The sequence below is a fragment of the Streptomyces sp. NPDC006207 genome, assembly GCF_040613835.1.
GTDB lineage: Bacteria > Actinomycetota > Actinomycetes > Streptomycetales > Streptomycetaceae > Actinacidiphila.
The window spans coordinates 1-25,816 of the sequence record NZ_JBEXSX010000061.1; the positions used below are offsets into that span (position 1 = coordinate 1).

19 protein-coding genes and 1 pseudogene are annotated in these 25,816 nt (G+C 74.2%); 14 read left to right on the forward strand and 6 right to left on the reverse strand.

Annotated elements, in window-relative coordinates; all coding sequences use genetic code 11:
* The 4 genes and pseudogenes from ABZ312_RS34975 to ABZ312_RS34990 form a co-directional block, all read left to right on the forward strand.
* Nucleotides 1-148: pseudogene (locus ABZ312_RS34975) on the forward strand (flavodoxin-dependent (E)-4-hydroxy-3-methylbut-2-enyl-diphosphate synthase); the annotation flags it as partial.
* A gap of 132 nt (nt 149-280) precedes the next feature.
* The gene (locus tag ABZ312_RS34980; protein WP_499514304.1) at nt 281-1,126 is read left to right on the forward strand and encodes a GNAT family N-acetyltransferase; all 846 of its coding nucleotides are present in this window, start codon (nt 281-283) and stop codon (nt 1,124-1,126) included.
* Between the two features lie 14 nt (nt 1,127-1,140).
* Nucleotides 1,141-1,674, forward strand: coding sequence for a GNAT family N-acetyltransferase (locus tag ABZ312_RS34985; protein ID WP_499514305.1), 534 nt, complete (start codon nt 1,141-1,143; stop codon nt 1,672-1,674).
* Nucleotides 1,675-1,744: 70 nt separating this feature from the next.
* On the forward strand, nt 1,745-3,433 hold the full coding sequence (locus ABZ312_RS34990; protein ID WP_500325779.1) for a proline--tRNA ligase: 1,689 nt from the start codon (nt 1,745-1,747) through the stop codon (nt 3,431-3,433).
* 527 nt (nt 3,434-3,960) lie between these two features.
* Here the strand turns inward: ABZ312_RS34990 and ABZ312_RS34995 are convergent.
* The 3 genes from ABZ312_RS34995 to ABZ312_RS35005 are packed head-to-tail and all read right to left on the reverse strand — an operon-like array spanning nt 3,961 to nt 5,935.
* On the reverse strand, nt 3,961-4,896 hold the full coding sequence (locus ABZ312_RS34995) for an aminoglycoside phosphotransferase family protein (protein WP_500325781.1): 936 nt from the start codon (nt 4,894-4,896) through the stop codon (nt 3,961-3,963).
* 23 nt (nt 4,897-4,919) lie between these two features.
* Nucleotides 4,920-5,366, reverse strand: coding sequence for a ferritin-like domain-containing protein (locus ABZ312_RS35000; protein WP_499514308.1), 447 nt, complete (start codon nt 5,364-5,366; stop codon nt 4,920-4,922).
* Nucleotides 5,367-5,374: 8 nt separating this feature from the next.
* A complete protein-coding gene (locus ABZ312_RS35005) occupies nt 5,375-5,935 on the reverse strand; it encodes a hypothetical protein (RefSeq protein WP_500325783.1) in 561 nt (186 codons plus the stop codon).
* Between the two features lie 148 nt (nt 5,936-6,083).
* Between ABZ312_RS35005 and rimP the strand changes: the two genes are divergently transcribed.
* The 9 genes from rimP (at nt 6,084) to ABZ312_RS35050 (ending at nt 18,894) form a co-directional block, all read left to right on the forward strand.
* A complete protein-coding gene (rimP, locus tag ABZ312_RS35010) occupies nt 6,084-6,608 on the forward strand; it encodes a ribosome maturation factor RimP (RefSeq protein WP_500325785.1) in 525 nt (174 codons plus the stop codon).
* A gap of 2 nt (nt 6,609-6,610) precedes the next feature.
* Nucleotides 6,611-7,597: a transcription termination factor NusA gene (nusA, locus tag ABZ312_RS35015; protein WP_499514311.1), complete on the forward strand. Its 987-nt coding sequence runs from the start codon at nt 6,611-6,613 to the stop codon at nt 7,595-7,597.
* Between the two features lie 78 nt (nt 7,598-7,675).
* Nucleotides 7,676-7,957 (forward strand): YlxR family protein, encoded by a 282-nt coding sequence (locus tag ABZ312_RS35020; protein ID WP_500439482.1) that lies wholly within the window; start codon nt 7,676-7,678, stop codon nt 7,955-7,957.
* A gap of 155 nt (nt 7,958-8,112) precedes the next feature.
* A complete protein-coding gene (gene infB, locus ABZ312_RS35025; protein WP_500325789.1) occupies nt 8,113-11,217 on the forward strand; it encodes a translation initiation factor IF-2 in 3,105 nt (1,034 codons plus the stop codon).
* A 144-nt stretch (nt 11,218-11,361) separates the two neighbouring features.
* Nucleotides 11,362-11,655 (forward strand): DUF503 domain-containing protein, encoded by a 294-nt coding sequence (locus ABZ312_RS35030; protein WP_018562639.1) that lies wholly within the window; start codon nt 11,362-11,364, stop codon nt 11,653-11,655.
* A gap of 42 nt (nt 11,656-11,697) precedes the next feature.
* Nucleotides 11,698-12,153, forward strand: a complete 456-nt coding sequence (rbfA, locus tag ABZ312_RS35035) for a 30S ribosome-binding factor RbfA (RefSeq protein ID WP_500325791.1) — start codon at nt 11,698-11,700, stop codon at nt 12,151-12,153.
* On the forward strand, nt 12,150-13,031 hold the full coding sequence (truB, locus tag ABZ312_RS35040; protein WP_500439483.1) for a tRNA pseudouridine(55) synthase TruB: 882 nt from the start codon (nt 12,150-12,152) through the stop codon (nt 13,029-13,031). The genes rbfA and truB overlap by 4 nt, the downstream gene beginning before the upstream one ends.
* Nucleotides 13,032-13,973: 942 nt before the next feature.
* Complete coding sequence (locus tag ABZ312_RS35045) at nt 13,974-17,630, forward strand: serine protease (protein ID WP_500360701.1); 3,657 nt, start codon at nt 13,974-13,976, stop codon at nt 17,628-17,630.
* A gap of 307 nt (nt 17,631-17,937) precedes the next feature.
* Nucleotides 17,938-18,894 (forward strand): bifunctional riboflavin kinase/FAD synthetase, encoded by a 957-nt coding sequence (locus tag ABZ312_RS35050; RefSeq protein WP_500325796.1) that lies wholly within the window; start codon nt 17,938-17,940, stop codon nt 18,892-18,894.
* A gap of 76 nt (nt 18,895-18,970) precedes the next feature.
* On the opposite strand, the gene ABZ312_RS35055 is transcribed toward ABZ312_RS35050, so the two are convergent.
* The 3 genes from ABZ312_RS35055 to eccE form a co-directional block, all read right to left on the reverse strand.
* Nucleotides 18,971-21,373 (reverse strand): SCO5717 family growth-regulating ATPase, encoded by a 2,403-nt coding sequence (locus ABZ312_RS35055; protein WP_500439485.1) that lies wholly within the window; start codon nt 21,371-21,373, stop codon nt 18,971-18,973.
* Nucleotides 21,374-21,691: 318 nt separating this feature from the next.
* Complete coding sequence (locus ABZ312_RS35060; protein WP_500439486.1) at nt 21,692-22,534, reverse strand: hypothetical protein; 843 nt, start codon at nt 22,532-22,534, stop codon at nt 21,692-21,694.
* A complete protein-coding gene (gene eccE / locus ABZ312_RS35065) occupies nt 22,534-23,871 on the reverse strand; it encodes a type VII secretion protein EccE (protein ID WP_500439487.1) in 1,338 nt (445 codons plus the stop codon). Before eccE ends, ABZ312_RS35060 begins: the two co-directional genes overlap by 1 nt.
* Nucleotides 23,872-24,149: 278 nt before the next feature.
* Here eccE and eccB point away from each other — a divergent pair, with 278 nt between their 5' ends.
* On the forward strand, nt 24,150-25,682 hold the full coding sequence (eccB, locus tag ABZ312_RS35070) for a type VII secretion protein EccB (protein ID WP_500325804.1): 1,533 nt from the start codon (nt 24,150-24,152) through the stop codon (nt 25,680-25,682).
* Nucleotides 25,683-25,816 lie beyond the last annotated feature (134 nt).

Sequence of the window (25,816 nt, forward strand, 5' to 3'; positions counted from 1 at the left end):
GGGGCAGATCTTCGTCAAGGGCGAGGTCATCAAGACCGTGCCGGAGTCGAAGATCGTGGAGACCCTCATCGAGGAGGCCATGAAGCTCGCCGAGCAGATGGAGGCCGACGGCATCGCCTCCGGCGAGCCCTCCGTCTCCGTCAGCTGACCCACCATCCCCTCCCGCGTCCCGGGCCCCCGCGGTCCGGGATACGGGCGGGCACGGGCGGAACACACGTTCCCGAGGTAAGGTTCGGGGACTTCCCCCGACCGCTGCGGCCCGTACGGTGAGGCGCCCCACGTGTTGACGACCACGACGACCAAGGTCATGGAGCCAGGCGAACTCGACGCCGCCCTCGCGGTGCTCGACCGTGATCCGGTGTCCAACGCGTTCGTCGCCTCCCGGGTCGCCGTCGCCGGACTCGACCCCTGGCGCCTCGGCGGCGAGATGTGGGGCTGGTACTCCGGAGGCCGCGTCGAGGCGCTCTGCTACGCCGGCGCCAACCTCGTCCCGATCTGCGCCGGCCCCGAGGCCGTGCGCGCCTTCGCCGAGCGGGCGCTGCGCGCCGGACGCCGCTGCTCCTCCATCGTCGGCCCCACCGCCCCCACCTCCGCGCTGTGGTCGCTGCTCGAACCCAGCTGGGGCCCGGCCCGCGAGGTCCGCTCCCACCAGCCGCTGATGGTCACCCGCGCGCTGCCCGCGCAGGTCGAGCCCGACCCGTACGTGCGGCGGGTCCGGCGCGACGAGATGGACGTGATCATGCCGGCCTGCGTCGCCATGTTCACCGAGGAGGTCGGCGTCTCCCCGCTCGCCGGCGACGGCGGACTGCTCTACCAGGCCCGCGTCGCCGAACTCGTCGGCGCCGGCCGCGCGTTCGCCCGCATCGAGGACGGCAGGGTCGTCTTCAAGGCGGAGATCGGCGCCGTCACCCGGCACGCCTGCCAGATCCAGGGCGTCTGGGTCGCCCCCGAGTACCGCGGCCGCCGCCTGTCCGAGACCGGCATGGCCGCCGTCCTGCACTACGCGCTGCGCGACGTGGCCCCCGTGGCCAGTCTCTACGTCAACGACTTCAACGCGCCCGCCCGGGCCGCGTACCGCCGGGTGGGCTTCACCGAGGTCGGCGCCTTCATGAGCGTCCTGTTCTAGTAGTGTCGCCGCCCATGGAGGACGTGGCGGTCGAGCCGATCGACCTGGCGGCACGGGTGGACGAGGCACTGGCCGTCCAGGCGGTCGCCTTCGGGCTGGGCGCGGAGGAGGTCGCCATCCGCCGACAGATCGTGCTGCGGCACCTGTGCTTCCCCGGCGTCCGCGCGCTCGGCGCGCTCACCCCCGACGGACGGCTCGCCGGCTTCGTGTACGGCATGCCCAACAGCCGGATCCACTGGTGGTCCACGGTCGTCGAGCCCTACCTGCGGCGCACCGGCACCGACGAGTGGCTCGACGACTCCTTCACCATCACCGAGCTGCACGTCCACCCCGGCTTCCAGGGCCGCGGCATCGGGCGCGCCCTCATCACCACCATCACCGACGGCGCCGACGAGCCCCGCAGCATCCTGTCCGCCATCGACACCGAGAGCCGGGCCCGGCGGCTCTACCGCGCCCTCGGCTACACCGATCTGGCCCGGCCCGTGCACTTCCCCAGCGCGGCCAGCCCGTACGCCGTCATGGGCGCCCGCCTGCCGCTCGTGCGATAACGCGTTTCCGGGAGCGCACCACGGCTCGATATCCTCGGCGCAACGGTACGAAACCCCCTGGAGAGCCCCCATGGTCCTGCGCATGTCCCGGCTGATGCTCAAGACGCTGCGCGACGACCCGGCCGACGCCGAGACCGCGAGCCACAAGCTGCTGGTCCGGGCCGGATACGTCCGCCGCTCATCGGCGGGGGTGTGGACCTGGCTGCCGCTCGGCAAGCGGGTGCTGGAGAACGTCGCACGCGTCGTCCGCGAGGAGATGGACGCCATCGGCGGCCAGGAGGTCCTGCTGCCCGCGCTGCTCCCGCGGGAGAACTACGAGCTCACCGGGCGCGCCGGAGAATACGGCGACCTGCTCTTCCAGCTCCGCGACCGCAAGGGCGCGGAGTACGTGCTCGGGCCCACGCACGAGGAGATCTTCACCCAGGTCGTCAAGGACCAGTGCGCGTCCTACAAGGACCTGCCGGTGATCCTCTACCAGATCCAGACCAAGTACCGCGACGAGGCCCGGCCCCGGTCCGGCGTGCTGCGCGGCCGCGAGTTCCAGATGAAGGACTCCTACTCCTTCGACACCACCGACGAGGGCCTGGCCGAGGCCTACCGGCTGCACCGCGAGGCCTACATCAAGATCTTCTCGCGGCTCGGCTTCGACTTCCGCATCGTCTCGGCCGTCTCCGGCGCGATGGGGGGCTCGGCCTCCGAGGAGTTCCTCGCCCCCGCCGCGGCCGGTGAGGACACCTTCGTGGACTGCCCCGCGTGCGACTACGCGGCCAACACCGAGGCCGTCACCACCGTGGTGCCCCCGGTCGAGGGTGCGGACCACCCGGCCGTCGAGGAGGTGGACACCCCCGACACCCCCACCATCGAGACCCTCGCGGCGCACCTGGGGGTGCCGGCCTCGGCGACCCTGAAGAACCTGCTGGTCAAGGTCGACGGCGAGATCGTCGCCGTCGGCGTCCCCGGCGACCGCGAGGTCGACCTCGGCAAGCTCGCCGAGCACCTCGCCCCCGCCGAGGTCGAACTCGTCACCGCCGAGGACTTCACCGGCCGCCCCGACCTCGTCCGCGGCTACGTCGGCCCGCAGGGCCTCACCGGCGTCCGCTACCTCGCCGACCCCCGCGTCGCCCCCGGCACCGCCTGGGTCACCGGCGCCAACAAGCCCGACACGCACGCCCGCAACGTCGTTTGCGGCCGCGACTTCGAGGTCGACGAGTACCTGGACGTCGTCACCGTCGAGCCCGGCGACCCCTGCCCGCGCTGCGGCGCCGGCCTCAAGCTGGACCGGGCCATCGAGATCGGCCACATCTTCCAGCTCGGCCGCAAGTACGCCGACGCCTTCGAGCTCGACGTCCTGGGCCAGAACGGCAAGCCGGTCCGGGTCACCATGGGCTCCTACGGCATCGGCGTCTCCCGCGCCGTCGCCGCGCTCGCCGAGCAGACCGCCGACGGGCAGGGCCTGTGCTGGCCGCGCGAGGTCGCCCCGGCGGACGTCCACATCGTGGCGGCGGGCAAGGCGCTGCAGACGGAACTGGCCCTCGAGGTCGCGGAGAAGCTGCACGCGGCCGGGGTCAGGGTCATCGTCGACGACCGCGCGGGCGTCTCGCCGGGCGTGAAGTTCACCGACGCGGAGCTGCTCGGGGTGCCGACGATCCTCGTCGTGGGGCGCGGCGCGGGGGACGGGGTCGTCGAGGTCAAGGACCGCCGCACCGGGGAGCGCGAGGAGTTGTCGGTGGCGGACGCGGTCTCCCGCGTATCCGCGTAGCGGATGCGGGGGGCCCCTCGCGGCCCGTTGTCGTGTGCGGCTCGTTTGCGCCTGCGGCGGGCGTCCCCCCGCCCGCCCTCCCGATTGCCCGGCGTGGTCAGTGACCGCCTGGCGCTGCGTGCGTTGTGGGTCGGTGCTGCGCCGGGGTACGCCCCCAGCCTTCGGCCGGGGGGACCCCCACCTCCGCGCTCGCGGCGCTGGTCTACGTCATTGGGCGCCGCGTGCTCCGCTCGTCGCCTGTGGCGGGATGCGCCCATGGGGGTCCCCCCCGGCCGAAGGCTGGGGGAGACGAGCGGCGGACCCGGGTGCCGAACGATGTGGACGTAAACCGCGAGCGCTGTGGGGGTCCCCCCGGCCGAAGGCTGGGGGAGTGCGCCGGCGCGGCCCCGACCCCACCCCAACAGAGCGCAGGCCCGCACTGACCGCGCCGGGCAATCGGGCGGGAGGGCGGGGGAGAAACCCCAACCGCAACCACGACGGCGTCGCACACGACAACCGGGCCCCAGAGAACGCACCCCCGGCAAGAACTAAAGCCAGGCCGCGAACTCCAGCAGCAGTTCCCCGCCTTGACGGTCGCCCACGGAGAACGCCCACACGCCCGCCTCGACGGCCCGGAACAGGGCCCACCCGCGGACGCGGTCCCGGTCGACCTCGAGGGAGTCGGAGAGCTTGGCGACCCTCCGCCGGGCCGCGGACTGCGACCCCGGCGTGGCGACCAGCGTCTCGAGGCGGTCGCGGACGAGCCAGGCCAGGTCGTACGCGGGTTCGCCCGCGACCGGCTTGGGGTCGATGGCCAGCCACGGCACGCGGTCCGCGGCGAGCACGTTCCCGTGGTGGTAGTCGCCGTGCAGCAGCATGGCCTCGCCCGGGGCGGCCGCGCACAGTTCGTCGCGGACCGCGAGGGCCTCGTCGACCAGGGCCCGGGCCTCCTCCGGGACGTATGGCTGCTCGCGCCGCTCCCGCAGCAGTGCCGCCAGGCGCGCCGTGTGCTCGGCGACCGGCACGAAGGGGTGCCCCTCGCCCGGGGGGACCCAGAGCCGCTGCAGGGTGGCGCACGCCTCGAGCATCGCCTTCTGCTCGGGCAGCGAGCGCAGCGACACGTCGCTGTGCAGGCGTTCCAGGAGGAGCGCCCCCGCGTCGGGGTCGGCCTGCAGCAGGCGGACCGCGCCACGGCCGTCCCAGCGGGCGAGCGCGGCGTGCTCGTGCCGGGTCTCGTCGGTGACGAGGCCGACCTTGAGGGTCGCGGGGGTGTCGTCGGCCTGCCGTACGAGGACGACCATGCTGATCTGGCCGCCGGGGGAGAGCACCCGTTCCGGCGTCAGCTCCCAGCGCGCGAGGTGGTCCGCGACGCGCTCGGGGAGGCCGGCGAGCCAGGTGCGGCCCGCCTCGCCCTCCCAGGCGCTGACCGTGCGGACCAGCCGCTCGGGCGGTTCCAGGTGCTGGGGCTGTGGTGCCGAGGCCATGCGTGGGTACGTCCCTCCTGGTGCTAAACCTTCTCCGCTGCCGTCCGCGCGCGTTCGGCCAGCCCCGGGAAGGCTACGCTCCCCCCGCGCCAGCGCACGGCGCGGACCGCCGCCTCGCGCAGCGCGTCGGCCGCCCCGCGGCGCAGATCGGCGTCGGCGGCGCGCACGAGGTCCGCGTAGACCCCGGCGACCCGGTCCTCCAGTTCCGCGGCGAGACGCACGGCCGCCTTGCCGTCCGGCACGTCGAAGGGCAGGGCGTACGCGGGTTCGGCGGCGACGGGTTCGCCGCCGAGGTCGCCGACGGTGCGGCGCAGCGAGTCGCGGCGGGCGCGGTGCGCGTCGTACGCCTGCTGGGCCTGCTCGCCGAGTTCGCCGCCGACGCGGGCGCCGACGATGCCGTAGCCGTACACGGCGGCGTGCTCGGCGGAGAGTGCGGCCTGGACGGCCTTGAGCAGCGCTTGCTGTGCCATGGGTCGGGTCAGTGCTCCTTGAGCAGCAGGACGTGCCCGGCGCCGCAGGCGGCCACCGAGGCGAGCAGGCGGGCGAGTTCGGGCGGCGCGTCCAGGAGCGCGGTCGCCCGGGCGTCCGCGAGCATGCGTTCGGCCGCCGCCAGCGCGGACAACGCGGCTGCGGCCCCTGCGGGGACGGACGGCGAGGCCGACGGCGACGGGGAGGACATCGGCGAGGACGACGACGAGGGCGCGGCGGACGGTGACGCCGCCCGTGCCGACGTGCCGAACGCCTGGGCGTGGCGGGCCACTTCGGCCCGCAGCGGCTGCAGTCGCTGCGCGAGGTCCGGGTGCGCCGCGACGGTGGCGTCGTACTGCGCGAGCAGTGCCGCGCTGTCCCGGGCGGCCCGCTTGCGCAGCGCCGCGGTCGCGTCGGCGGCCGGCGAACCCTTCGCGGACGTCCCCTCGGGCCGTGTCCCGTCGGAGCAACCGCCGAGCAGTCCGGCGGCGGCCGGCAGGACGAGGGCGGCGCGTACCGCGCGCCGGCGGGGAATGTTGCTGAGCGGCACAGTGCCCCTTCCCGTGATCACCTCACGTGAGGGTACCCGCGCGACGCCCGGGGGCCGTGACGGCGCCCTCCGCTGCGCCGAATCGTCGTTCCGGGGCCTGAACCGATAGGCTTTGGCCCGACACACGACCTTCCACCACAACAGCACACGCGGCCGAGGAGTCACCCGGATGAGCACCACCCAGAGCGAGAGGCTGCGCGGGCTGCTCGAGCCGCTCGTCGTGAAGACGGGGCTCGAACTGGAAGAGGTCAAGGTGACGGCCGCTGGAAACCGGCGGCAGCTCCAGGTGATCGTGGACTCCGACGAGGGTGCGCCGCTGGACACGCTCGCGGAGCTGAGCCGGGAGATCTCGCAGGTCCTCGACGACGCCGACGCCATGGGCGGGGCGGCGTACCTGCTGGAGGTCTCCTCGCCGGGCGTGGACCGCCCGCTCACCGAGCCGCGCCACTTCCGCCGCAACGAGGGTCGGCTGGTCAAGCTGACGACGACCGCCGGTGACGAGCTGGTCGCGCGGATCCTCGCGGTCGACGAGGACGGGCTCGACCTGGAGGTCCCGGGTGTCAAGGGACGCAAGCCCAAACCCGCCCGTGCCTCCTTCGGCGAGATCGCCAAGGCACGGGTGGAGATCGAATTCAGTCGCAAGGACCCGGCCGGTGCCGATACTGACGGCGACGAGAGCATGGAGGAGGCGTAGCCGTGGACATCGACATGAGTGCCCTGCGGGGTCTGGTGCGGGAGAAGGAGATCTCCTTCGACCTGCTGGTCGAGGCGATCGAGTCGGCGCTCCTCATCGCGTACCACCGCGAGCCGGGCAGCCGCCGCAACGCGCGCGTGCAGCTCGACCGCACGAACGGGCACGTCACCGTGTGGGCCAAGGAGGACCCGTCGGAGACCCCCGAGGGCGCCGAGCCCCGGGAGTTCGACGACACGCCCAGCGGCTTCGGCCGGATCGCCGCGACCACGGCCAAGCAGGTCATCCTGCAGCGGCTGCGGGACGCGGAGGAGGAGATCACCTTCGGCGAGTACGCCGGCCGCGAGGGCGACATCGTCACCGGTGTGGTCCAGCAGGGCAAGGACCCCAAGAACGTGCTGGTCGACATCGGCAAGCTCGAGGCGATCCTGCCCGTGCAGGAGCAGGTGCCCGGTGAGGACTACAAGCACGGCACGCGCCTTCGCTCGTACGTCGTCCGGGTGGCCAAGGGTGTGCGAGGTCCGTCCGTGACGCTCTCGCGCACCCACCCCAACCTGGTGAAGAAGCTCTTCGCGCTGGAGGTCCCGGAGATCGCGGACGGTTCCGTGGAGATCTCCGCGATCGCCCGCGAGGCCGGGCACCGTACGAAGATCGCGGTCCGTTCCGGCCGCTCCGGACTGAACGCCAAGGGCGCCTGCATCGGCCCCATGGGCGCCCGGGTGCGCGCCGTGATGGCCGAGCTGAACGGCGAGAAGATCGACATCGTCGACTGGTCGGACGACCCGGCGGAGATGGTCGCCAACGCCCTGTCACCCGCCCGGGTGAGCAAGGTGGAGATCGTCGACATGGCCGCCCGCTCCGCGCGGGTGACCGTGCCGGACTACCAGCTGTCGCTGGCGATCGGCAAGGAAGGGCAGAACGCCCGCCTGGCCGCACGGCTCACCGGCTGGCGGATCGACATCCGGCCCGACACCGAGCTCGCCGAGCAGTAGCACCGGCGGGTAACCGATGAACGACCGTGCGTCGAATAACCCGGAGGGGTGAGGTCGGCGCGGGGAGGTAGACTAAGGATGTCTGGCCGGACGCATGACCCAGCACGCCCGGAGCGAACGTGCATCGGGTGCAGGGAGCGGGCGGCCAAGCGAGATCTGCTGCGTGTGGCGGTGGTCGGGGAATTCTGTGTTCCCGATCTTCGCGGTACGCTGCCCGGTCGGGGTGCGTATGTGCATCCCGACACCGTCTGTCTCGACCTGGCGGTCCGCCGCCGGGCGTTCCCGCGGGCCTTCCGGGCCCGGGGACCGCTGGACACCGCGGACCTCCGCGGCTACGTGGAGCAGACACACCGTGAGTAGGCAGGAAGACCGTACGGGCGACCGTACGGCCAGGTACCCCGCGAGTTGGAAGTAGGTCGAGATTGCGATGAGCACTCGATGAGCACGCGATGAGTACGCCCATGAAGTAGCGACGGTCCGGCGGACGACCACCCCGGACCTCATGAAGGAGCGAAGTGGCTAAGGTCCGGGTATACGAACTCGCCAAGGAGTTCGGAGTTGAGAGCAAGGTCGTCATGGCCAAGCTCCAAGAACTTGGCGAATTCGTCCGTTCGGCGTCCTCGACGATCGAGGCGCCGGTTGTTCGCAAGCTGACCGACGCACTGCAGGGTTCCGGTGGCGGTTCCGCCTCCTCGAAGCCCTCGGCTGCCAGGCCCGCGGCGCCGCGCAAGGACGCGCCCGCAAAGCCGGCCACCCCCACTCCGGGTGCGCCGGCCCGTCCCGCTGCGCCGGCTCCCAAGCCGGCCACGGGATCAGCCCCCACTACCAAGCCCGCCGGTGGCCCCGCGCCGACGCCGGGCCCGCGCCCGACCCCGGGCCCCAAGCCGGCCCCGGCCAAGCCCGCGCCGGTCACCCCGGTGCCGCAGGCGGAGTTCTCCGCCCCGCCGGCCCCGGAGCGTCCCGCCCAGGAGCGCCCGGCCCAGGAGCGTCCGGCTCAGGGCGAGCGCCCCGCTGCCGGGCGTCCCGGTGGCCCCGGCCCGCGTCCCGGTACCCGTCCCTCCGGTCCCGGCCAGCGTGACGGCGGCCGTGGCCAGGGCGGCCCCGGTGCGCGTCCCGGTGGCCAGGCGCCGCGTCCGGGTGCCCCCCGTCCGGCCGGTCCCCGCCCGGGCAACAACCCCTTCACCTCCGGCTCCACCGGTATGCCGCGCCCGCAGGCGCCGCGTCCGGGTGGTGCCCCCGGCCAGTCCGGCCCGCGCCCCGGTGGCGCTCCGGGTGGTTCCGGTCCCCGTCCGGGTGGCGCTCCGCGCCCCGGCGGCGGTGCCGCCTCCGGCGGTCCGCGTCCGACCCCGGGCGGCATGCCCCGTCCGCAGGGCGGCGGCCCCCGTCCGAACCCCGGCATGATGCCGCAGCGTCCCGCTGCCGGCGGCGCGCCGGGTCGTCCGGGCGGTCCGGGTCGTCCCGGCGGTCCCGGCGCCCGTCCCGGCGGCGGTGCCGGTCGTCCCGGTGGCGGTGGCGGCGGCTTCGCCGGTCGTCCCGGTGGCGGTGGCGGCGGTGGCCGTCCCGGTGGTGGCGGCGGCTTCGGCGGTCCGCGTCCTGCCGGCGCCGGTGGTGGCGGTGGCGGCGGCTTCGCCGGTCGCCCCGGTGGTGGCGGCTTCGGCGGTCGTCCCGGTGGTCCGGGTGGCCGCGGTGGCACGCAGGGCGCCTTCGGCCGTGGCCCCGGTGGCCGTCCGGCCCGTGGCCGCAAGTCGAAGCGGGCGAAGCGCCAGGAGTACGAGGCCATGCAGGCCCCGTCCGTGGGCGGCGTGCTGCTGCCCCGCGGCAACGGCGACACCGTGCGCCTCTCCCGTGGTGCCTCGCTGACCGACTTCGCCGAGAAGATCGGCGCCAACCCGGCGTCGCTCGTCCAGGTGATGCTGAACCTCGGCGAGATGGTCACCGCGACCCAGTCCGTCTCCGACGACACGCTGCAGCTGCTCGCCGACGAGATGAACTACACCCTCCAGATCGTCAGCCCGGAGGAGGAGGACCGCGAGCTCCTCGAGTCCTTCGACATCGAGTTCGGCGAGAACGAGGGCGGCGAGGAAGCGCTCGTCGCTCGTCCGCCGGTCGTGACCGTCATGGGTCACGTCGACCACGGCAAGACCCGCCTCCTCGACGCGATCCGCAAGACCAACGTGGTCGCGGGCGAGGCCGGCGGCATCACCCAGCACATCGGTGCCTACCAGGTGGCCACCGAGGTCAACGGCGAGCACCGGGCCATCACCTTCATCGACACCCCGGGTCACGAGGCGTTCACCGCCATGCGTGCCCGCGGTGCCAAGTCCACCGACATCGCGATCCTCGTGGTGGCGGCGAACGACGGCGTCATGCCGCAGACGATCGAGGCGCTGAACCACGCCAAGGCGGCCGACGTGCCGATCGTGGTCGCGGTCAACAAGATCGACGTCGAGGGCGCGGACCCGACGAAGGTGCGCGGTCAGCTGACCGAGTTCGGTCTGGTGGCCGAGGAGTACGGCGGCGACACCATGTTCGTCGACATCTCCGCCAAGCAGGGCCTGAACATCGACAGCCTGCTGGAGGCCGTGGTCCTGACCGCGGACGCCGCGCTCGACCTGCGGGCCAACCCGGAGCAGGACGCGCAGGGCATCGCGATCGAGGCGCACCTCGACCGCGGCCGCGGTGCCGTGGCGACCGTCCTGGTCCAGCGCGGCACCCTGCGGGTCGGCGACACCATGGTGGTCGGCGACGCGTACGGCCGTGTCCGCGCGATGCTCGACGACAGTGGCAACACCGTCGACGAGGCGGGCCCCTCGACCCCGGTCCTGGTGCTCGGTCTGACGAACGTGCCGGGTGCCGGCGACAACTTCCTGGTGGTCGACGAGGACCGTACGGCCCGTCAGATCGCCGAGAAGCGCGCCGCCCGCGAGCGCAACGCGGCCTTCGCCAAGACCCGTCGCCGGGTCAGCCTCGAGGACCTGGACAAGGTGCTCAAGGCCGGCGAGGTCCAGCAGCTCAACCTCATCATCAAGGGCGACGCGTCCGGTTCGGTCGAGGCCCTGGAGTCCTCGCTGCTCCAGCTCGACGTCGGCGAGGACGTGGACCTGCGCATCCTCCACCGGGGTGTCGGTGCGGTCACCGAGACCGACGTCACCCTGGCGGCGGGCTCCGACGCCATCATCATCGGCTTCAACGTGCGGGCCGAGGGCCGCGCCACGTCGCTGGCCGAGCGTGAGGGCGTCGACGTCCGCTACTACTCGGTGATCTACCAGGTCATCGACGAGATCGAGGCGGCGCTCAAGGGCATGCTCAAGCCCGAGTACGAGGAGGTGGAGCTCGGCACCGCCGAGATCCGCGAGGTCTTCCGCTCCTCCAAGCTCGGCAACATCGCCGGTGTGCTCATCCGCTCCGGCGAGGTCCGACGCAACGCCAAGGCGCGCCTGCTGCGTGACGGCAAGGTCGTCGCCGAGAACCTCACCATCGAGGGTCTGCGGCGCTTCAAGGACGACGTCACCGAGATTCGTGAAGGTTTCGAGGGCGGTATCAACCTCGGCAACTACAACGACATCAAGATCGACGACGTCGTGGCGACCTACGAGCTGCGCGAGAAGCCTCGCGTCTGATCGAGGGACATCTGACCGGGGCCGGTTGGCGGAGGGAAAATTCCGTCGATCGGCCCCGGCCGTTGCCTTTACTGTGGTGATTGCTGTTCACGGTGTTCGCACCGTTCACGACGAGGCCCCACAGGTCGGCTTGACCTGATGCCCATGTATGTAGGGACGCTGTCCTTCGACCTGCTTCTCGGCGACGTCCGTTCGCTGAAGGAGAAGCGGTCCGTCATCCGGCCGATCGTGGCCGAGCTCCACCGCAAGTTCGCGGTGAGCGTCGCCGAGGTCGACCACCACGACCTCTACCGCAGGGCCGAGATCGGCGTGGCGGTCGTGTCCGGGGACCCCGGGCACATCAAGGACGTCCTCGGACGCTGCGAGCGCTGGATGGCCTCGCGCCCCGAGGTGGATCTGCTGTCGGCGCGGCAGCGGGTGCACGGGGACGACGACTGACACTCACGTTCCGAAGCGTGATGAGAAGAGAGAAGAGCACGCATGACCGACACCGCGCGGGCGCGCAAGCTGGCGGACCGCATCCGGGTCGTGGTCGCGGAGACGCTCCAGCGGCGGATCAAGGACCCGCGGCTGGGCTACGTGACGATCACGGACACCCGGGTCACCGGTGACCTCCGGGAGGCGACCGTCTTCTACACGGTCTTCGGTGACGACGAGGAGCGGGCCGCCTCGGCGGCGGCGCTGGAGAGCGCCAAGGGCGTCCTCCGCTCGGAGGTCGGACGGCAGACCGGCGTGCGCTTCACGCCCACCCTGACGTTCGTCGCCGACGCGATCCCCGAGAACGCGCGCACGATCGAGGACCTGCTCGCCAAGGCCCGCGAGGCCGACGAGGAGGTCCGCAAGACCGCCACGGACGCCACCTACGCCGGCGACGCCGACCCCTACCGCAAGCCGGCGGAGGACGAGGTCGACGACGAGGAGGACGGCGACCGATGAAGGACGGGCTTGTCATCGTCGACAAGCCGGGCGGTATGACCTCGCACGACGTCGTGGCCCGGCTGCGCAGGCTGGCCGGGACACGGCGCGTGGGGCACGCGGGCACGCTCGACCCCATGGCCACCGGCGTCCTCGTCATCGGCGTCGAGAAGGCCACCCGGCTGCTCGGGCACCTCGCGCTCACGCGCAAGGAGTACGAGGCGACCATCCGGCTCGGCCAGAGCACGGTCACCGACGACGCCGAGGGCGAGGTCACGGCCTCCGTCCCCGCGGACGGGGTCACCCGCGAGGCGATCGACGCGGGCGTCGTGCCGCTGACCGGGGACATCATGCAGGTGCCGTCCAAGGTGAGCGCCATCAAGGTCAACGGCGTCAGGTCGTACGCCCGCGTGCGCGGCGGCGAGGACTTCGAGCTGGCGGCGCGGCCGGTCACGGTGTCGTCGTTCGTCGTGCGGGACGTCCGGCACGTGCGGCACGAGGGCGGTGACGTGGTCGACGTCGACGTCACGGTCGAGTGCTCCTCCGGCACGTACATCCGGGCCCTCGCCCGCGACCTGGGTGCCGGGCTCGGCGTCGGCGGCCACCTCACCGCGCTGCGGCGCACCCGCGTCGGCCCCTACGGCGCCGGGCTCGCCCGTTCGCTGGAGCAGCTCACGGAGGCGTTCGCGGTGCTGCCCATCGCGGAGGCCGCGGCGGCGGCGTTCCCCCGGTGGGACGTGGACGCCCGGCAGGCGCGACTGCTCGGCCACGGCGTGCGGCTGGACGCGCCCCCGTCCCTGGGGGCGGTGCCCACGGCGGTGTTCGGGCCGGAGGGGGAGTTTCTGGCGCTGGTCGAAGCGCGGGAGGGGCAGGCCAAGATCCTGGCCAACCTCGCCTGACGCTGCGCTTGCGGTGCCGGGTGTCTGTGGGGCCCGGTGTTTGTGTGCGGGTCGCTTGCGCCTGCGGCGGGCATCCCCCCACCCTCCCTCCCCCAGCCTTCGGCCGGGGGGACCCCCATCCGGCGCGGTTGGTGCGGGCCTCGCGCGGTTCGTGGGTGGGCCGGGGTCGGGGCCTCCAGGGCTGGGCATTCTGGACCGCATATTTATGTGCGTGGCGGGCGGTACTTGTTGTGCCGTCTGTGCCGCACAACACATACACGTCAGCGTCCAGAACGCCCACCCTCCCCCAGCCTTCGGCCGGAGGTGCCCCCACCGACCCCGCCCCCTCCGCCGGTTCCGCGACCAACGGCCGGTGGGGGTTCAGAGAGCGGTCCGGGGTTGCCGCAAGTGCCTTTCTGAACCCCCACCGGCCGTCATGCGCCCCAACCGGCATGAGGGGGTGTGGCGGGGTGCGCCCATGGGGGTCCCCCCCCGGCCGAAGGCTGGGGGAGACGAGCGGCGGACCCGGGTGCCGAACGATGTGGACGTAAACCGCGAGCGCTGTGGGGGTCCCCCCGGCCGAAGGCTGGGGGAGTGCGCCGGCGCGGCCCCGACCCCACCCCAACAGAGCGCAGGCCCGCACTGACCGCGCCGGGCAATCGGGCGGGAGGGCGGGGGAAGAAACCTAACCGCAACCACGCACCGCGCGCACGCGGCGACACGGGCACCCCGGACGGCTTCGCGGCGCAACCGTGAAGCGCGGGCCCTCCCCCCTCGCGGCCCGCGCTGCACGATCCCCCTCCCTCCCCGTCCCTATCCACCCGGCAAGATCAATTCACTCCAACGGGCAGGCGCTCGGAGTGAAGAGAGGGAGCGCTTGGGGGCGCGTTCGACGTGGGATCTGTTGTGTCGATCAACGGACGTCTACGGTCGAAACGGGCACTGTGGCGGGGAGGTGCGCAGATGGCGGTACCGACCGCCGATGTCGACCGGGCGCTGGTGCGCGTCCGTGACCTGGCCGGACGGCCGCGGGGGACGGGGTTCCTCGTCGAGGCGCGGGACGGACGGGGGACGCTCGTGACGAGCCACGAGGCCGTGGACGGCCTCGTGCGGCTGGTGCTGCATGCGCACGGGGAGCAGACGACCCTCGTCGAGGCGCCCGCGATCACCCCGCTGCCGGAGCTGGGGCTGGCGCTCGTGGCGACGGAGGGACTGGACGTGCCGCCGCTGCCGGTGGCCGGGTTCGCGCGCACCGCGGGGCACGGGCGGGCCGTGCGGTTGCGCGGCGCGGCCTGGGTGGAGGCCACGATCGCGGGGACGGCGCCGGTGACGTACACCGCGACGGACCGCTTCCACCTCCTCGATGCGGCGTACGAGCTCGCCGGTGCACGCGGCGACGACGAACCGCTTCGTGCCGTCGCCTCGGGGGAGCCCGTGATCGACGCCGAGACCGGTGCCGTGCACGGCGTCGTCGTGACCGCGCTGCACGCGGGACGAAGGGCGGGCGGGTTCGCGGTGCCGTTGCGGGCGCCGGCGGAGGGCGGGGCGCTCGCGGACGCGCTGGCGCGCAACGCGGCGACCGTGCCCGCGTACGGGCCGCACCTCAACATCGCGGGGGCGCTGGAGCTGACCGCGAGCTCCGTCGCTTCGGCGGCCCGGCCGCGGCCCTGGCGCGAGGCCGAGGCGCGCCCGGACACGGAGGCGGAGCTGGCGGGCTTCACGGGGGAGGCGGGCGCCTGCGTGCTCGGGCTGGTCGGCGCCCCCGGCAGCGGCCGTACGACCGCACTGGAGGCGTTGGCCGCCCGGCGTGCCGCGGGCCCGGACCCGGCGCCCACGCTGTGGCTGCGCGGGGCCGAACTGCGGGCGGGCGACGCCGGGTTGAGGGACGCCGCGGCGCGGGCGCTGGCTGCCGCGGGGCGCATCGTGCACGCGGGGAGGGCGCCGGAACGCGCGCCGGCCGACGCGTCGCCCGATGCCGTCGCCCGCCTGGCGCGCGCCATGGGGCAGCGGTTGCTCGTCGTGCTGGACGCTCCCGAGGAGATGCCACCGCTGCTCGCCCATGCGCTGCCCGAGTGGTCCGCGGAGACGGCGCGGTGGCTGGGCACGACGGGGGCGCGGCTGATCGTGGCGTGCCGCCCCGAGTACTGGGAGCAGGCCGGAGCCCTCTTCCCTCCCGGCCTGCTCCACGACGCCGGCACCCCGCCGGGCGCCCGGGCGCTGCCCGCCTGCCTGCGCCTCGGCGGCCTGCCGGAGGAGCCGGCACGGCTCGCCCGGGAGCGCCACGGGCTGTCCGCCGGTGCCCTCGCCGAGCAGGACGCGGCGCATCCGCTGGCCCTGCGGCTGCTGTCGGAGGTACGGGCCGCCGGCGGTGGCCTGACGGGACGGCCCGGCCGGGCGGAGGTCTTCTCGGCCCACCTGGACCTGCTGTGCCTGCGGATCGCCCATCGGATCGCGGCAGCCACGGCCCCCGCGAGGGCAACGGAGGTACGGCGGCTGGCCGCCCGCGTCGCCGGGCAGGCGCACGAGGCGGCCCGGCGCTGCCTGGGTCCGGGCCAGGGCGAACTGGACCGGGCGTCCTTCGAGGAGCTGTTCCCGTGGCGCCCCGGGTGGGCGGCGGCGGTGCTCACGGAGGGGCTGGTGGTGCCGGCCGGTGCCGGGTACCGCTTCGCGCACGAGGAGTTCGGCGACTGGCTGCAGGGCGGCCAACTCGACCTGGACGAGGCGCTGTACGCCCTGGTCCACCGCTGGTCGGCCGGCGACCGGGACGGCTGCGCCGAGGCCCCCGTGCGCCTGCCCGCCCGGGCCGGGGCGCAACCGCGGCACAGGGCCGTGCCGCCGGTGCCGCCCGCACCGCCGCTCGCCCCGCCCTCCGAGCCGCGCTGCGTGCCCGTGCCGCGGCACCGCATCGGCCCGGTCGTACAGGCGCTGCTGCTCACCGCCCGCCGTTCGGGGCCGGACGTCCTCGGGCGCAGGCTGCGGCAACTGGTCCAGGTGCTCGACCGCGACGCCGCCGCGCCCGCGTCGCGCGGTGGCGCGACGGTGCTGCTCGACGGGGTGCCACGGCCGCGCGGGGAGGGCGACGGCGCCGGCCGGGCGGCGGCCCGGCGCGCGGACGCGGTGTGGTGGGCGGCGCACCTGCTGGGGGAGACCCTGCTCGGGGTGCCGGACGCGACGCGGTACCGGGAGGTGCTGCGGCTGCTGGCGGAGCGTGTCACCGTCCGTTCGATCGAGGCCGGGGGCTTCCACGAGGGCGCGGGGCTGGGGGAGTTCGGTCCGTGGTTCTGGCGGCGGCTGCGGCTCCCCCCGGAGGAGCGCCTGGCGCTGCTGCGGCTGCTGCTGCCCGCCGACGGCCCGCCGCGCGCCGCGGACCGCACGCGGGAGCGGTTCCTGACGGCGGCTGGCGAGGTGCTGGCCGCCACGCCGCGGCCGTCGCTGCCCGCGCTGTGCGGCTGGTTCACCGACGAACGGCTGCTGCAGTCCGCGCCCTGCGGCCCCCGGCCGACGGTCGCCACCGCGGCGCAGGCCCTCCTCCACACGCACCGGCGGCAGGCGGTGGACGACCTCACCGAGGTCCTGGCCGCCACGGACCACCCCCGTGCCAAGGAACTGCTGGCGGCCCTCGCCGAGGACGAGCCGTCCGCCGTGTGCCGTGCCGTCGACCGCTGGGCGCACGAGGACCGGCCGGAGCGGCACGCCGCCGCGGCCACCTACGGCCTGCTCGCCGCCCCGCACGCCGCACTCGCCGCCGACCGCGAGCTGCTGCGCTACGCGGCCCTGGCGATCCTGGCCCGACCCGCCGACCGCACCCTGCACGGCGCCGCGCTCGGCCTCCTGGTGCGGGACCCGGCGACCCGTTGCCTCCACCTGCGGGCCGCCCTGGACGGCTTCGCCGCCGGCGACCCGCTGCTGCCGGCCGCGGCGCTCGCCGCGGCCCTCCCCACGCACCCCGAGCAGGTGCTCGCCGCGTTCCACTCCCGGCTGCGCGAACCGGGCCCCGGCGCCGCCGAGGTACTGCGCGAACTGGCCGAGGTGTCCACCCCGGCGCTCGCCCGCCGGGCCGCCGCCCTGGTGTGGGACCACCTCGGCCACCGTCCCGAGGACGCCCGGCACGCGGCGGCCTACCTCGACCGCCGCCTGGAGCACGGACCGGCCGCCCGCGCCGTCCTCCTCCCGCTGGTCACCGGACTGCTGCGGGAGCACCCGCCGCAGGTGCGCAGGGTGCTGGCGCCCGTGCTGGCCGCACCGGGCGGCCACCTCTCCCGCCCGCTGCGCCAGGAGCTGCTGGACGTCCTCCTGGACCAGGAACGCGACCCGGCCGTGCTCGACGCCCTCCTCGGCGCGGCCGCCGACGGGTGCGCCCGGCGGCCGGCCCCGATGACCCGCGACCTGGTGCACCGGGTGGGCCTCCTGCTCTGCCGTACGCCCGAGGGCGCGGCCCTCTTCGACCGGCGGCTGGTGCAGCTGGTCAGCGGGTCGCCCGGGTTCGCCCGGCTGGTGCGCGGATGGCTGGCCGCGGACGGCCTCGACGGCGCGGGCCCAGGGGCGTGGGACGCGGTGATCGGCCCGAGCGCCCGGCGCATGTGCGACCAGCTGGCGCCGGCGGAGGCGGTGGGCCTCTGACCGGCCAGGGACCATCCGGGGGCGGCGTCACGTGCCCGCTGCGGTCCGTGCACCTCATGCCCCGGCCGGCCGTCGTGCTGCGCCGCTGCTCACCGTGCCGGCACTCCTGGACCGCGTGCCTCCGGCGCCGCGTCCCGCCACGTACCGCGTCCCTTCCGGGCGGAGGGGGTGCTCCCACCGGTCGGGCGAGGGGCGCGCCAGGTCCGCGACGGCCGCGTCACCGGGGGCGCTGCGCCGGTGGGCCCCCCGGCATGGCAGGCTTGGACCTGCACATCGAAGAATCATCGGCGGTCGAGGAGCGGTCACTGTGCAGCGCTGGCGAGGCTTGGAGGACGTCCCCGGGGACTGGGGACGCAGCGTCGTCACCATCGGCTCCTACGACGGCGTACACCGCGGGCACCAGCTGATCATCGGCAGGGCCGTGGAACGCGCCCGCGAGCTGGGCGTCGCCTCCGTCGTCGTCACCTTCGACCCGCATCCCAGCGAGGTGGTCCGCCCCGGCAGCCACCCGCCGCTGCTGGCGGCCCACCACCGCCGCGCCGAGCTGATGGCGGAGCTGGGCGTCGACGCCCTGCTGATCCTCCCGTTCACGACCGAGTTCTCGCAGCTCTCGCCGGGCGACTTCGTCCGCACCGTGCTGGTCGACGCGCTCCACGCGCGGGCCGTCGTCGAGGGCCCGAACTTCCGCTTCGGGCACAAGGCCGCCGGTGACGTGGAGTTCCTGTCCGCGATGGGGCTGAAGTACGACTACGAGGTGGACGTCGTCGACCTCTACCTGACGGGCGAGGCGGGTGGCGGGCAGCCGTTCTCCTCCACGATGACCCGCCGCCTGATCGCCGAGGGCGACGTTGCGGGCGCCGCCGAGATCCTGGGCCGGCCGCACCGGGTCGAGGGCGTGGTCGTCCGCGGCGCGCAGCGCGGCCGGGACCTCGGATACCCCACGGCGAACGTCGAGACGCTGCCGCACACCGCGATCCCCGCGGACGGGGTCTACGCAGGCTGGCTGCACGTCGAGGGCGAGGCCATGCCCGCCGCGATCTCCGTCGGCACCAACCCCACCTTCGACGGGACCGCCCGCACCGTCGAGGCGTACGCCATCGACCGCGTCGGGCTGGACCTGTACGGGCTGCACGTCGCCGTCGACTTCCTCACCTACCTGCGGGGCATGGAGAAGTTCGACACGATCGACGCGCTCCTGGAGCGGATGGCCGACGACGTCAAGCGCGCCCGGGAGCTGGTCGACGCCTACGGCGCCGCCGGGTGAACCGGCGGCCGGAGCGCCGCTGACCGACCGACACGAAGGGCCCGTCCCGCCACGATGGCGGGACGGGCCCTTCGCGTCACTGCTGCTGGGTCCAGCCGGGCGGGACCTGCCCCTGCGCCGGGGGCTGCTGCCCGGGCTGCGCCTCCTGCGGCGGCGGGGGCGGCTGCTGGGTCCAGCCCTGGGGCATGCCGCCCTGCGCGGGCGGGGGAGGCGGGGCCGGCTGCCCGTAGGGCGGCTGCTGCGGGTGGCCGTACCCCTGCTGCGGGGGCATCGGCTGCTGCGGCGGGTACGGCTGCTGCCCCTGCTGGGGCGGGTAGCCGCCCTGCTGCTGCGGCGGCATCTGCTGCTGGGGCGGGTAGACGCCCTGGGCCTGCTGGGCGCGGACGAAGTCCTCGGCGACCAGCGACGCCAGGTGGAAGTACGCCTCACGGGTCTTCGGCCGCATCATGTCGAGGTCGACCTCGGCGCCCGCGGCGAGGTGCTCGTCGAAGGGCACCACGACGACTCCGCGGCAGCGGGTCTCGAAGTGCGCGACGATGTCGTCCACCTTGATCGTCTTGCCGGTCTCGCGGACCCCGGAGATCACGGTGAGGCTGCGCTGCACGAGGTCGGCGTAACCGTGCGCGCCGAGCCAGTCGAGGGTCGTGCTGGCGCTGCTGGCACCGTCCACCGACGGGGTGGAGACGATGATCAGCTGGTCGGCCAGGTCGAGCACGCCACGCATGGCGCTGTAGAGCAGACCGGTGCCGGAGTCGGTGAGGATGACCGGGTACTGCTGCCCGAGCAGGGCCACCGCGCGCCGGTAGTCCTGGTCGTTGAAGGTGGTGGAGACGGCCGGGTCCACGTCGTTGGCGATGATCTCCAGGCCCGAGGGCGCCTGCGAGGTGAAGCGGCGGATGTCCATGTAGCTGTTGAGGTGCGGCAGCGCCTGGACCAGGTCCCGGATCGTCGCGCCGGTCTCCCGGCGCACGCGGCGGCCGAGCGTGCCGGCGTCCGGGTTGGCGTCGATGGCCAGGATCTTGTCCTGGCGCTCGGAGGCGAGCGTGGCACCCAGGGCGGTGGTGGTCGTCGTCTTGCCGACGCCGCCCTTGAGGCTGATCACCGCGATCCGGTAGCAGGACAGCACCGGCGTGCGGATCAGGTCCAGCCTGCGCTGGCGCTCCTGCTCCTCCTTCTTCGCGCCGATCTTGAAGCGCGACGCCTGGTTGTTGTTCCTGCGCGCCTTCGGCTGCTGTCGCAGCAGACGGTCCGAGGAGAGCTCCACCGCCGCGTTGTAGCCGAGCGGGGCGCCGTGCATGACCCGCTGCTGCTGCTCCTGGCCGGGACCGGGACCGCCCCACCCGGCGGCCGTGCGCGGGTCCACGGGCGGGGCGGGCTGCTGCTGCGGCAGGACCGGGGGGTGGGGCTGCACCGGCGGTTGGGGTTGGGGCTGGGGCTGGTCGTGCGGGCCGGGCCCCGGCTGCGGATAGCCGTAACCGTGCGGCGGTGCCGGCGGGTTGGCTCCGTCGGCGTACGGCGGCATCGGCTGCTGCCCCTGCTGCGGGAGCGGCCCCGGCACGGGAGCCGGGGGCTGCTGCGGGGGCGTCTGGGCGTACGGCCCGGGCCCCGGCTGCGGATATCCGTACCCCTGCTGCGGGTACGGCGGCTGCTGCGCGTGGGGGTCACCCCAGGGCGCGCCCTGGTTCGGCTGCGGGTACCCGTAACCGTGCGGCGGCGGGGCGGGCTGGGGGTAGCCGTAAGGCTGCTGCGGCGCGGGCGAGTTGGGGTCGCCCCACGGCGCACCCTGATGCGGCGGCTGCGGGTAGCCGTACCCCTGCTGCGGCGGGGGCTGCACCGGGGCAGGCTGCTGCGGTGCCTCCTGCGGGGTGGCCGGCTGGTACTCCGGCGGCAGCGGCGGCACTTGGGACTGCGGCGCCGGAGCGGGCGGCTGCGGCTGCTGCTCGGGAGCGGCCGCGGTCTCCCCCTGGGGTGCTTGCCGGGGCTGCGGCACGGGCGGCTGCTGCGGCCCCGCGTCCGGCTCCGCGGGCGCGGGCGTCACCTCGGTGGCCACCGGCGCGGGCGCCTCCACCGGCTGCGGTTCCACCGGCTGCTGTTCCTCGGGCCGGACGGGCTCGGGGTCGGCGAAGACCGCCGCCGCGGCGGCCTCGCGGGCGGCGTCGGGGACCGCCGGAGCGGGCTGCGGCTCCGCGGGGGCGGGGGGTTGCGCGGCCTGCGGAGGACGGGGGTTCTGCGGCACCTGCGGCTCCTGCGGCGACGTCGCCTCGGGCGCGGCCGCCACCGGCGGGCTCACCGCGGGAGCCGGAGCCGGGGCCGGAGCCGGGGGAGCGGGTGAGGGCGTGGGCGCGCCTCCTCCCGCCTGCTGCGTGTACCAGGACGGCGGCGCGTAGTCGATCTGGAACTCGCCCGTGAGGTCCGCGTCGGACTGATCCCCGTCCGGGACGGCCCCGCCGGTGCGGATGTCGTCCTGATCGCTGCTCACTTGTGCCTCCTGGTCAACTCAAGTACGCGCCCGGTCCGTCGGAGCGGACGCGATTCCCCCGTCTCGGAGTTCCCGCGGCACAGCTGCCGCGGCTCACCGGAAGAGCCTAATCATCCGGCCCGTGGGTAGGGCAAGCGCCGTCGGCATCACGACCGGAACGCCGACGTGATGCACCGTTCGCCGCGCACGGAGCCGCGCCGTCCACGCGTGGACACGGCTGCTGCGGATACCGGGACCCCTGTGCCCATGCCCCGTGCCGCGGCCGGGTAACCGCCGCGGCACGAGAGCGTCCGGAACGCCCCGGCGGGTGGCCCCGGGTCAGTCCACCCGCCGGGCCGGTCCCAGAAGGCCGGACTCCGCGTCCGTGGGCTGCGTCATCACGAACTGCCGGCGCTTGCGCGTGCACCACATCGTCACGTTGTCGCCGAGCGTCGGCAGCGCGGCCACGTCGGCCTCCGACAGGCCCATCACCTGGCCGATGACCTCGGCCTCCTGGGGCGAGACCCGCTGCAGCCCCACCACGTCGGCGCCGGCCAGCAACCGCGGGGCCGTCGGCCCCAGGTACGGCAGCAGGGTCATGACCGACTGCCAGGACTGCGCCGCCACCCGGCTGCGCGGCGGACGGGCGCCGCAGTCACGGACGATGACGACGGGGCTGTGCACCGAAGGACCCTGCGGGGCGATCCGCCCGACCTCGTGCACCGTCACGCACTGCTGGCCGCCGCCCGCCGCCTGCGCCATCGGCGCCCACGACTGGGGTCGGGCGGTCTCCACCGCGACCCGGGCACCGGTCGCGGCGGCGCGCAGCGACAGCACCTGCGCCAGCCACATGCTGCCGACCAGCACGACGTCGAGCCGGGCCGGGCGGCTCAGCGCCAGCACGGCGGGCTGGTTGGCGGCGTCGATCCCGATGACGACACCGTCGTCACCGATCGGCAGGGACAGCCCGGACAACTGCCCGGGCGTCAGGGTGTGCCGGTCGCGGCGCGGTCCGAGCAGCCCGAACGCGGCACGCAGCGTGCGCCGTCCGGCGCCGGCGAAGGAGGAGCCGCGCGGGTCGGCGCCCTGCGGCAGGTGCGAGGGGCGGGGCCCCCCGCCGGGGAAACCGGAGCCCGCGCCGGGGTGCTGTCCGCCGAAGGCGGGAACGGTCGGAGCCGACATCAGCGGGTACCTCCCAAGGGCAGCGTGGCCAGGATGCCGGGCACCTGCTCGCGGTCCAGCCGCACCAGGCCCAGCCGGGACGCGGTCGCGCGGCGCTCCAACTGGTGCCGGGCCTCGACCAGTTCGTTCTCGCTGCGGCCGGTCAGCCGCACGTACCCGGACAGCAGCGCCGCCCGGCTGCCGCCCGGTGCGAGGACCAGCGAGAAGGTGCTGGCCAGCGCGGGCGAGGAGGTCAGCAGGCCGACCAGGTCGGGCAGCGCGGCGGCGCCGGTGCCCAGCTGCGGCCAGCGGCTGACCCAGTAGGTCGTGTGCCAGCGGTCGTCGCACCGCCACGCCCGCGCGCTCTCGGAGGTACGGCGTGCCTGGCGGCTGCCGTCGAGGGCGGCGCCGCCCGTCGTGGCGAGGGGGTTCACGCAACTCGACGTCGCCACGGCGGCGATGATCTCGGGCTCGGTCAGCACGCGGGCCTCGAGCCCGGTGCCCACCAGCCGGCTCACCAGGTGGTCGGCGGCCCGCAGCAGGGCGCGCCGCGCCCCGGCCATGCCGCCGCCGCGCGCCTGCACCGCCTCCGGGCACAGTTCGGGGTCGAGCTTGATCGCGATCCAGGTGAGCCGCAGCCCCGGCGTCCGGCTCTGCGCCTGCAGCGGTGCGTAGGAGCGCGCGGCCAGCGCCTGCGGGGGCAGGTGCGGGGCGGGGGCGGGCTGGGTGTGCTGGACGACCTGGACCGACGCGAGCCGGATGTCGTCCACCGTCAGCAGGCCGTTCAGCAGCTCCAGGGGGAGCGAGCGGACTCCGCGGGCCGGGCGCAGCGGTTCGTCGACCGCCTGCACCTGGACGACGGCCGTCAGGAAGGTGCCGTCGCCGATCATGCCGATCTCGCGCTGCTCGCGCTCGTCGGTGTACCCGTAGGTGCGCAGCGCCGGGTCGCACTCCACGGCCGGTACGAAACCGGGGTCGGTGCCCTGCGGGACGCCGGCGGCGTTGCGCCGCTGACGGGCCTTCAGGGCGCGGGCGCTGGCCATCCACTCCGGCATCGGGCGGCCGCGCCGCCGCAGCAGGCCGAAGAGCAGCAGCGGAACGGCGATGACCGCGGCCACGACGGGCCCGACCACCTCGTGGATCAGCCAGCCGCCCAGCAGCAGTGCGAGTGCCAGCTCGATCAGCACGAGTTGCTGCACCCGCACGGGGCCTATGCTCCCGGGCCTGCGGGTCATCACCGGGGCCGCCGCCCCGGCCCGCGCCGTGGGGGAGCCGCCGTGCCCGCTCCCGGGTGGTCCGGCGTACTGCTGCGGTGGCTCGTCGCCCGGACTGCGCCGGGACCTGGTCGCGGTGGTCATCCCCCGTACAACCCTTCTGCTTCTGCTGGTACCTGTGCCGCGTGGGCGGCGCCCGGCGCCGTCCAGCGCTCGCTCGCGTCCGTCGCCCTGCCGGCGTGGGACGCTCCGGGTGCCGCTGGCGGGCCGATCGCGCTACCCCGTACCGTACGGTGCGATCGTCACACGGCATAGTAGGGGTCCCCCTCATCACAGCCGTCACCACAGCCGCCACCGCGGCGGTCAGACGGGACCGGGGAACGCCACAACAAAGCAGCGACATACGGGGAGTTGACGCAGGGATGGCGACACGTAGGGATGAGCTGAACGCCTACTCGTTCGCGCGCAGGCGCACGGTGGCCGCGTTTCTCCAGCCCTCCCCGCACGGTTCGGAGGAGGCCGCCCCGCGCCCGCTGAAGACCGTCGCCCCGAGCCTCGTCGTGGGTCTGCTGGTCGTCGTCGGCTTCGGATTCTGGGGCATATTGAAGCCCGCCGCGCCCAAGGGCTGGGACACCCCCGCCCAGAAGGTCATCGTCGGCGACGAGTCCACCACCCGTTACGTCGTGCTGAAGACCAACGGCGAGGCGCAGCTGCACCCCGTGCTCAACCTCGCCTCCGCCCGACTGCTGCTCGACCCCGAGAAGTTCGAGGTCATCAAGGTCAAGGAGTCGGTGCTCGACAACAGCGGCATGACGCTCGGCAGCACCATCGGCATCCCCTACGCCCCGGACCGGCTGCCCAGCCAGGACGACGCCGGCAAGCCCAAGACCTGGGCGCTGTGCGAGACCCCGGGCGGCGGCACGGACCGCTCGGCCCAGCGGGCGGTCCTCGTCATCAACCAGCAGAAGCCCAAGGAGGCGGCCCTGGTCGGGGGCGCGAACCAGCTCCGTGACGACGAGGCCATGTACATCGAGGTGCCCGGCGGCGACCAGTACCTGGTGACGGACCGGGGCTTCCCCTACCTGCTCGGCGGCCCCGCCGGGAAGCAGCAGCCCGAACTGGTCAACACCCTGCGCCAGGTCATCTTCGGCGCCTCCGCGCAGCCGCAGAAGGTCGACGCCGACTTCCTGTCGACCCTCAACAACGTGCCGGGCGCCGCCATCTCCTTCCCGCAGGTCGACGGCATGGGCGAGACGTCCACCGCGCCGGGCCTGAGCGCCGGGCACGCGAAGGTCGGCCTGGTGCTGAAGGCCAACGACGACCAGTACGTGGTGCAGCGGGACCGGGTCGTCCGCGTCACCGCCTTCATGGCGAAGCTGCTGCTGAACAGCCCCCAGGCGAGGTCGCTGTACGACGGATCGCCGGAGGCGGTCTCCGTCAACGTGGGCGAAGTCACCTCGGCCCAGGCGAGCGAGACCTTCATGGACGACCTCGGCTGGCCGGAGAAGGCGGTCACGCAGGCCAACACCCAGGACGAGAAGGACGGTCGCAGCGTCGCGTGCAGCGTGTACAGCGGTGTCGACGACAAGGTGACCAAGAAGCCGGCGATGACGATGTGGGCCGGGAAGAAGTTCCCCCGGGACGTGGCGCAGAGCGGTACGAACACCTACGTCTCGCCCGGTAGCGGCCTCTTCTACAAGGCGTACGACGGTACCGACAAGCGCATCGGGTCCATCTTCCTGGTCACCGACACCGGACTGCGTTACTCGGTGCCGACGACGGGCGACAGCGACAGCGGCGGCGCCGCCAAGCAGGACGACGCGGTCGGCGTCGTGCAGACCAAGCTCGGCTACGCGAAGAACTCCCCGGTGCCGGTGCCGCGGATCTGGTCGGACCTCCTCGCGAGCGGGCCGACGCTCGACGTGAACGCGGCGAAGCAGGCGCAGGGCTCCTGAACTGGTATTTCCGCGGACCTTCACGGGTATTGATTGAGCATTTGACAATCCATTGGCCAAGCCATCAACACCCGTGGCAACGTGAGGGTTTGGTGATGAAGGTCAGGATCCCGATACGGAACCGGGTACCTGTT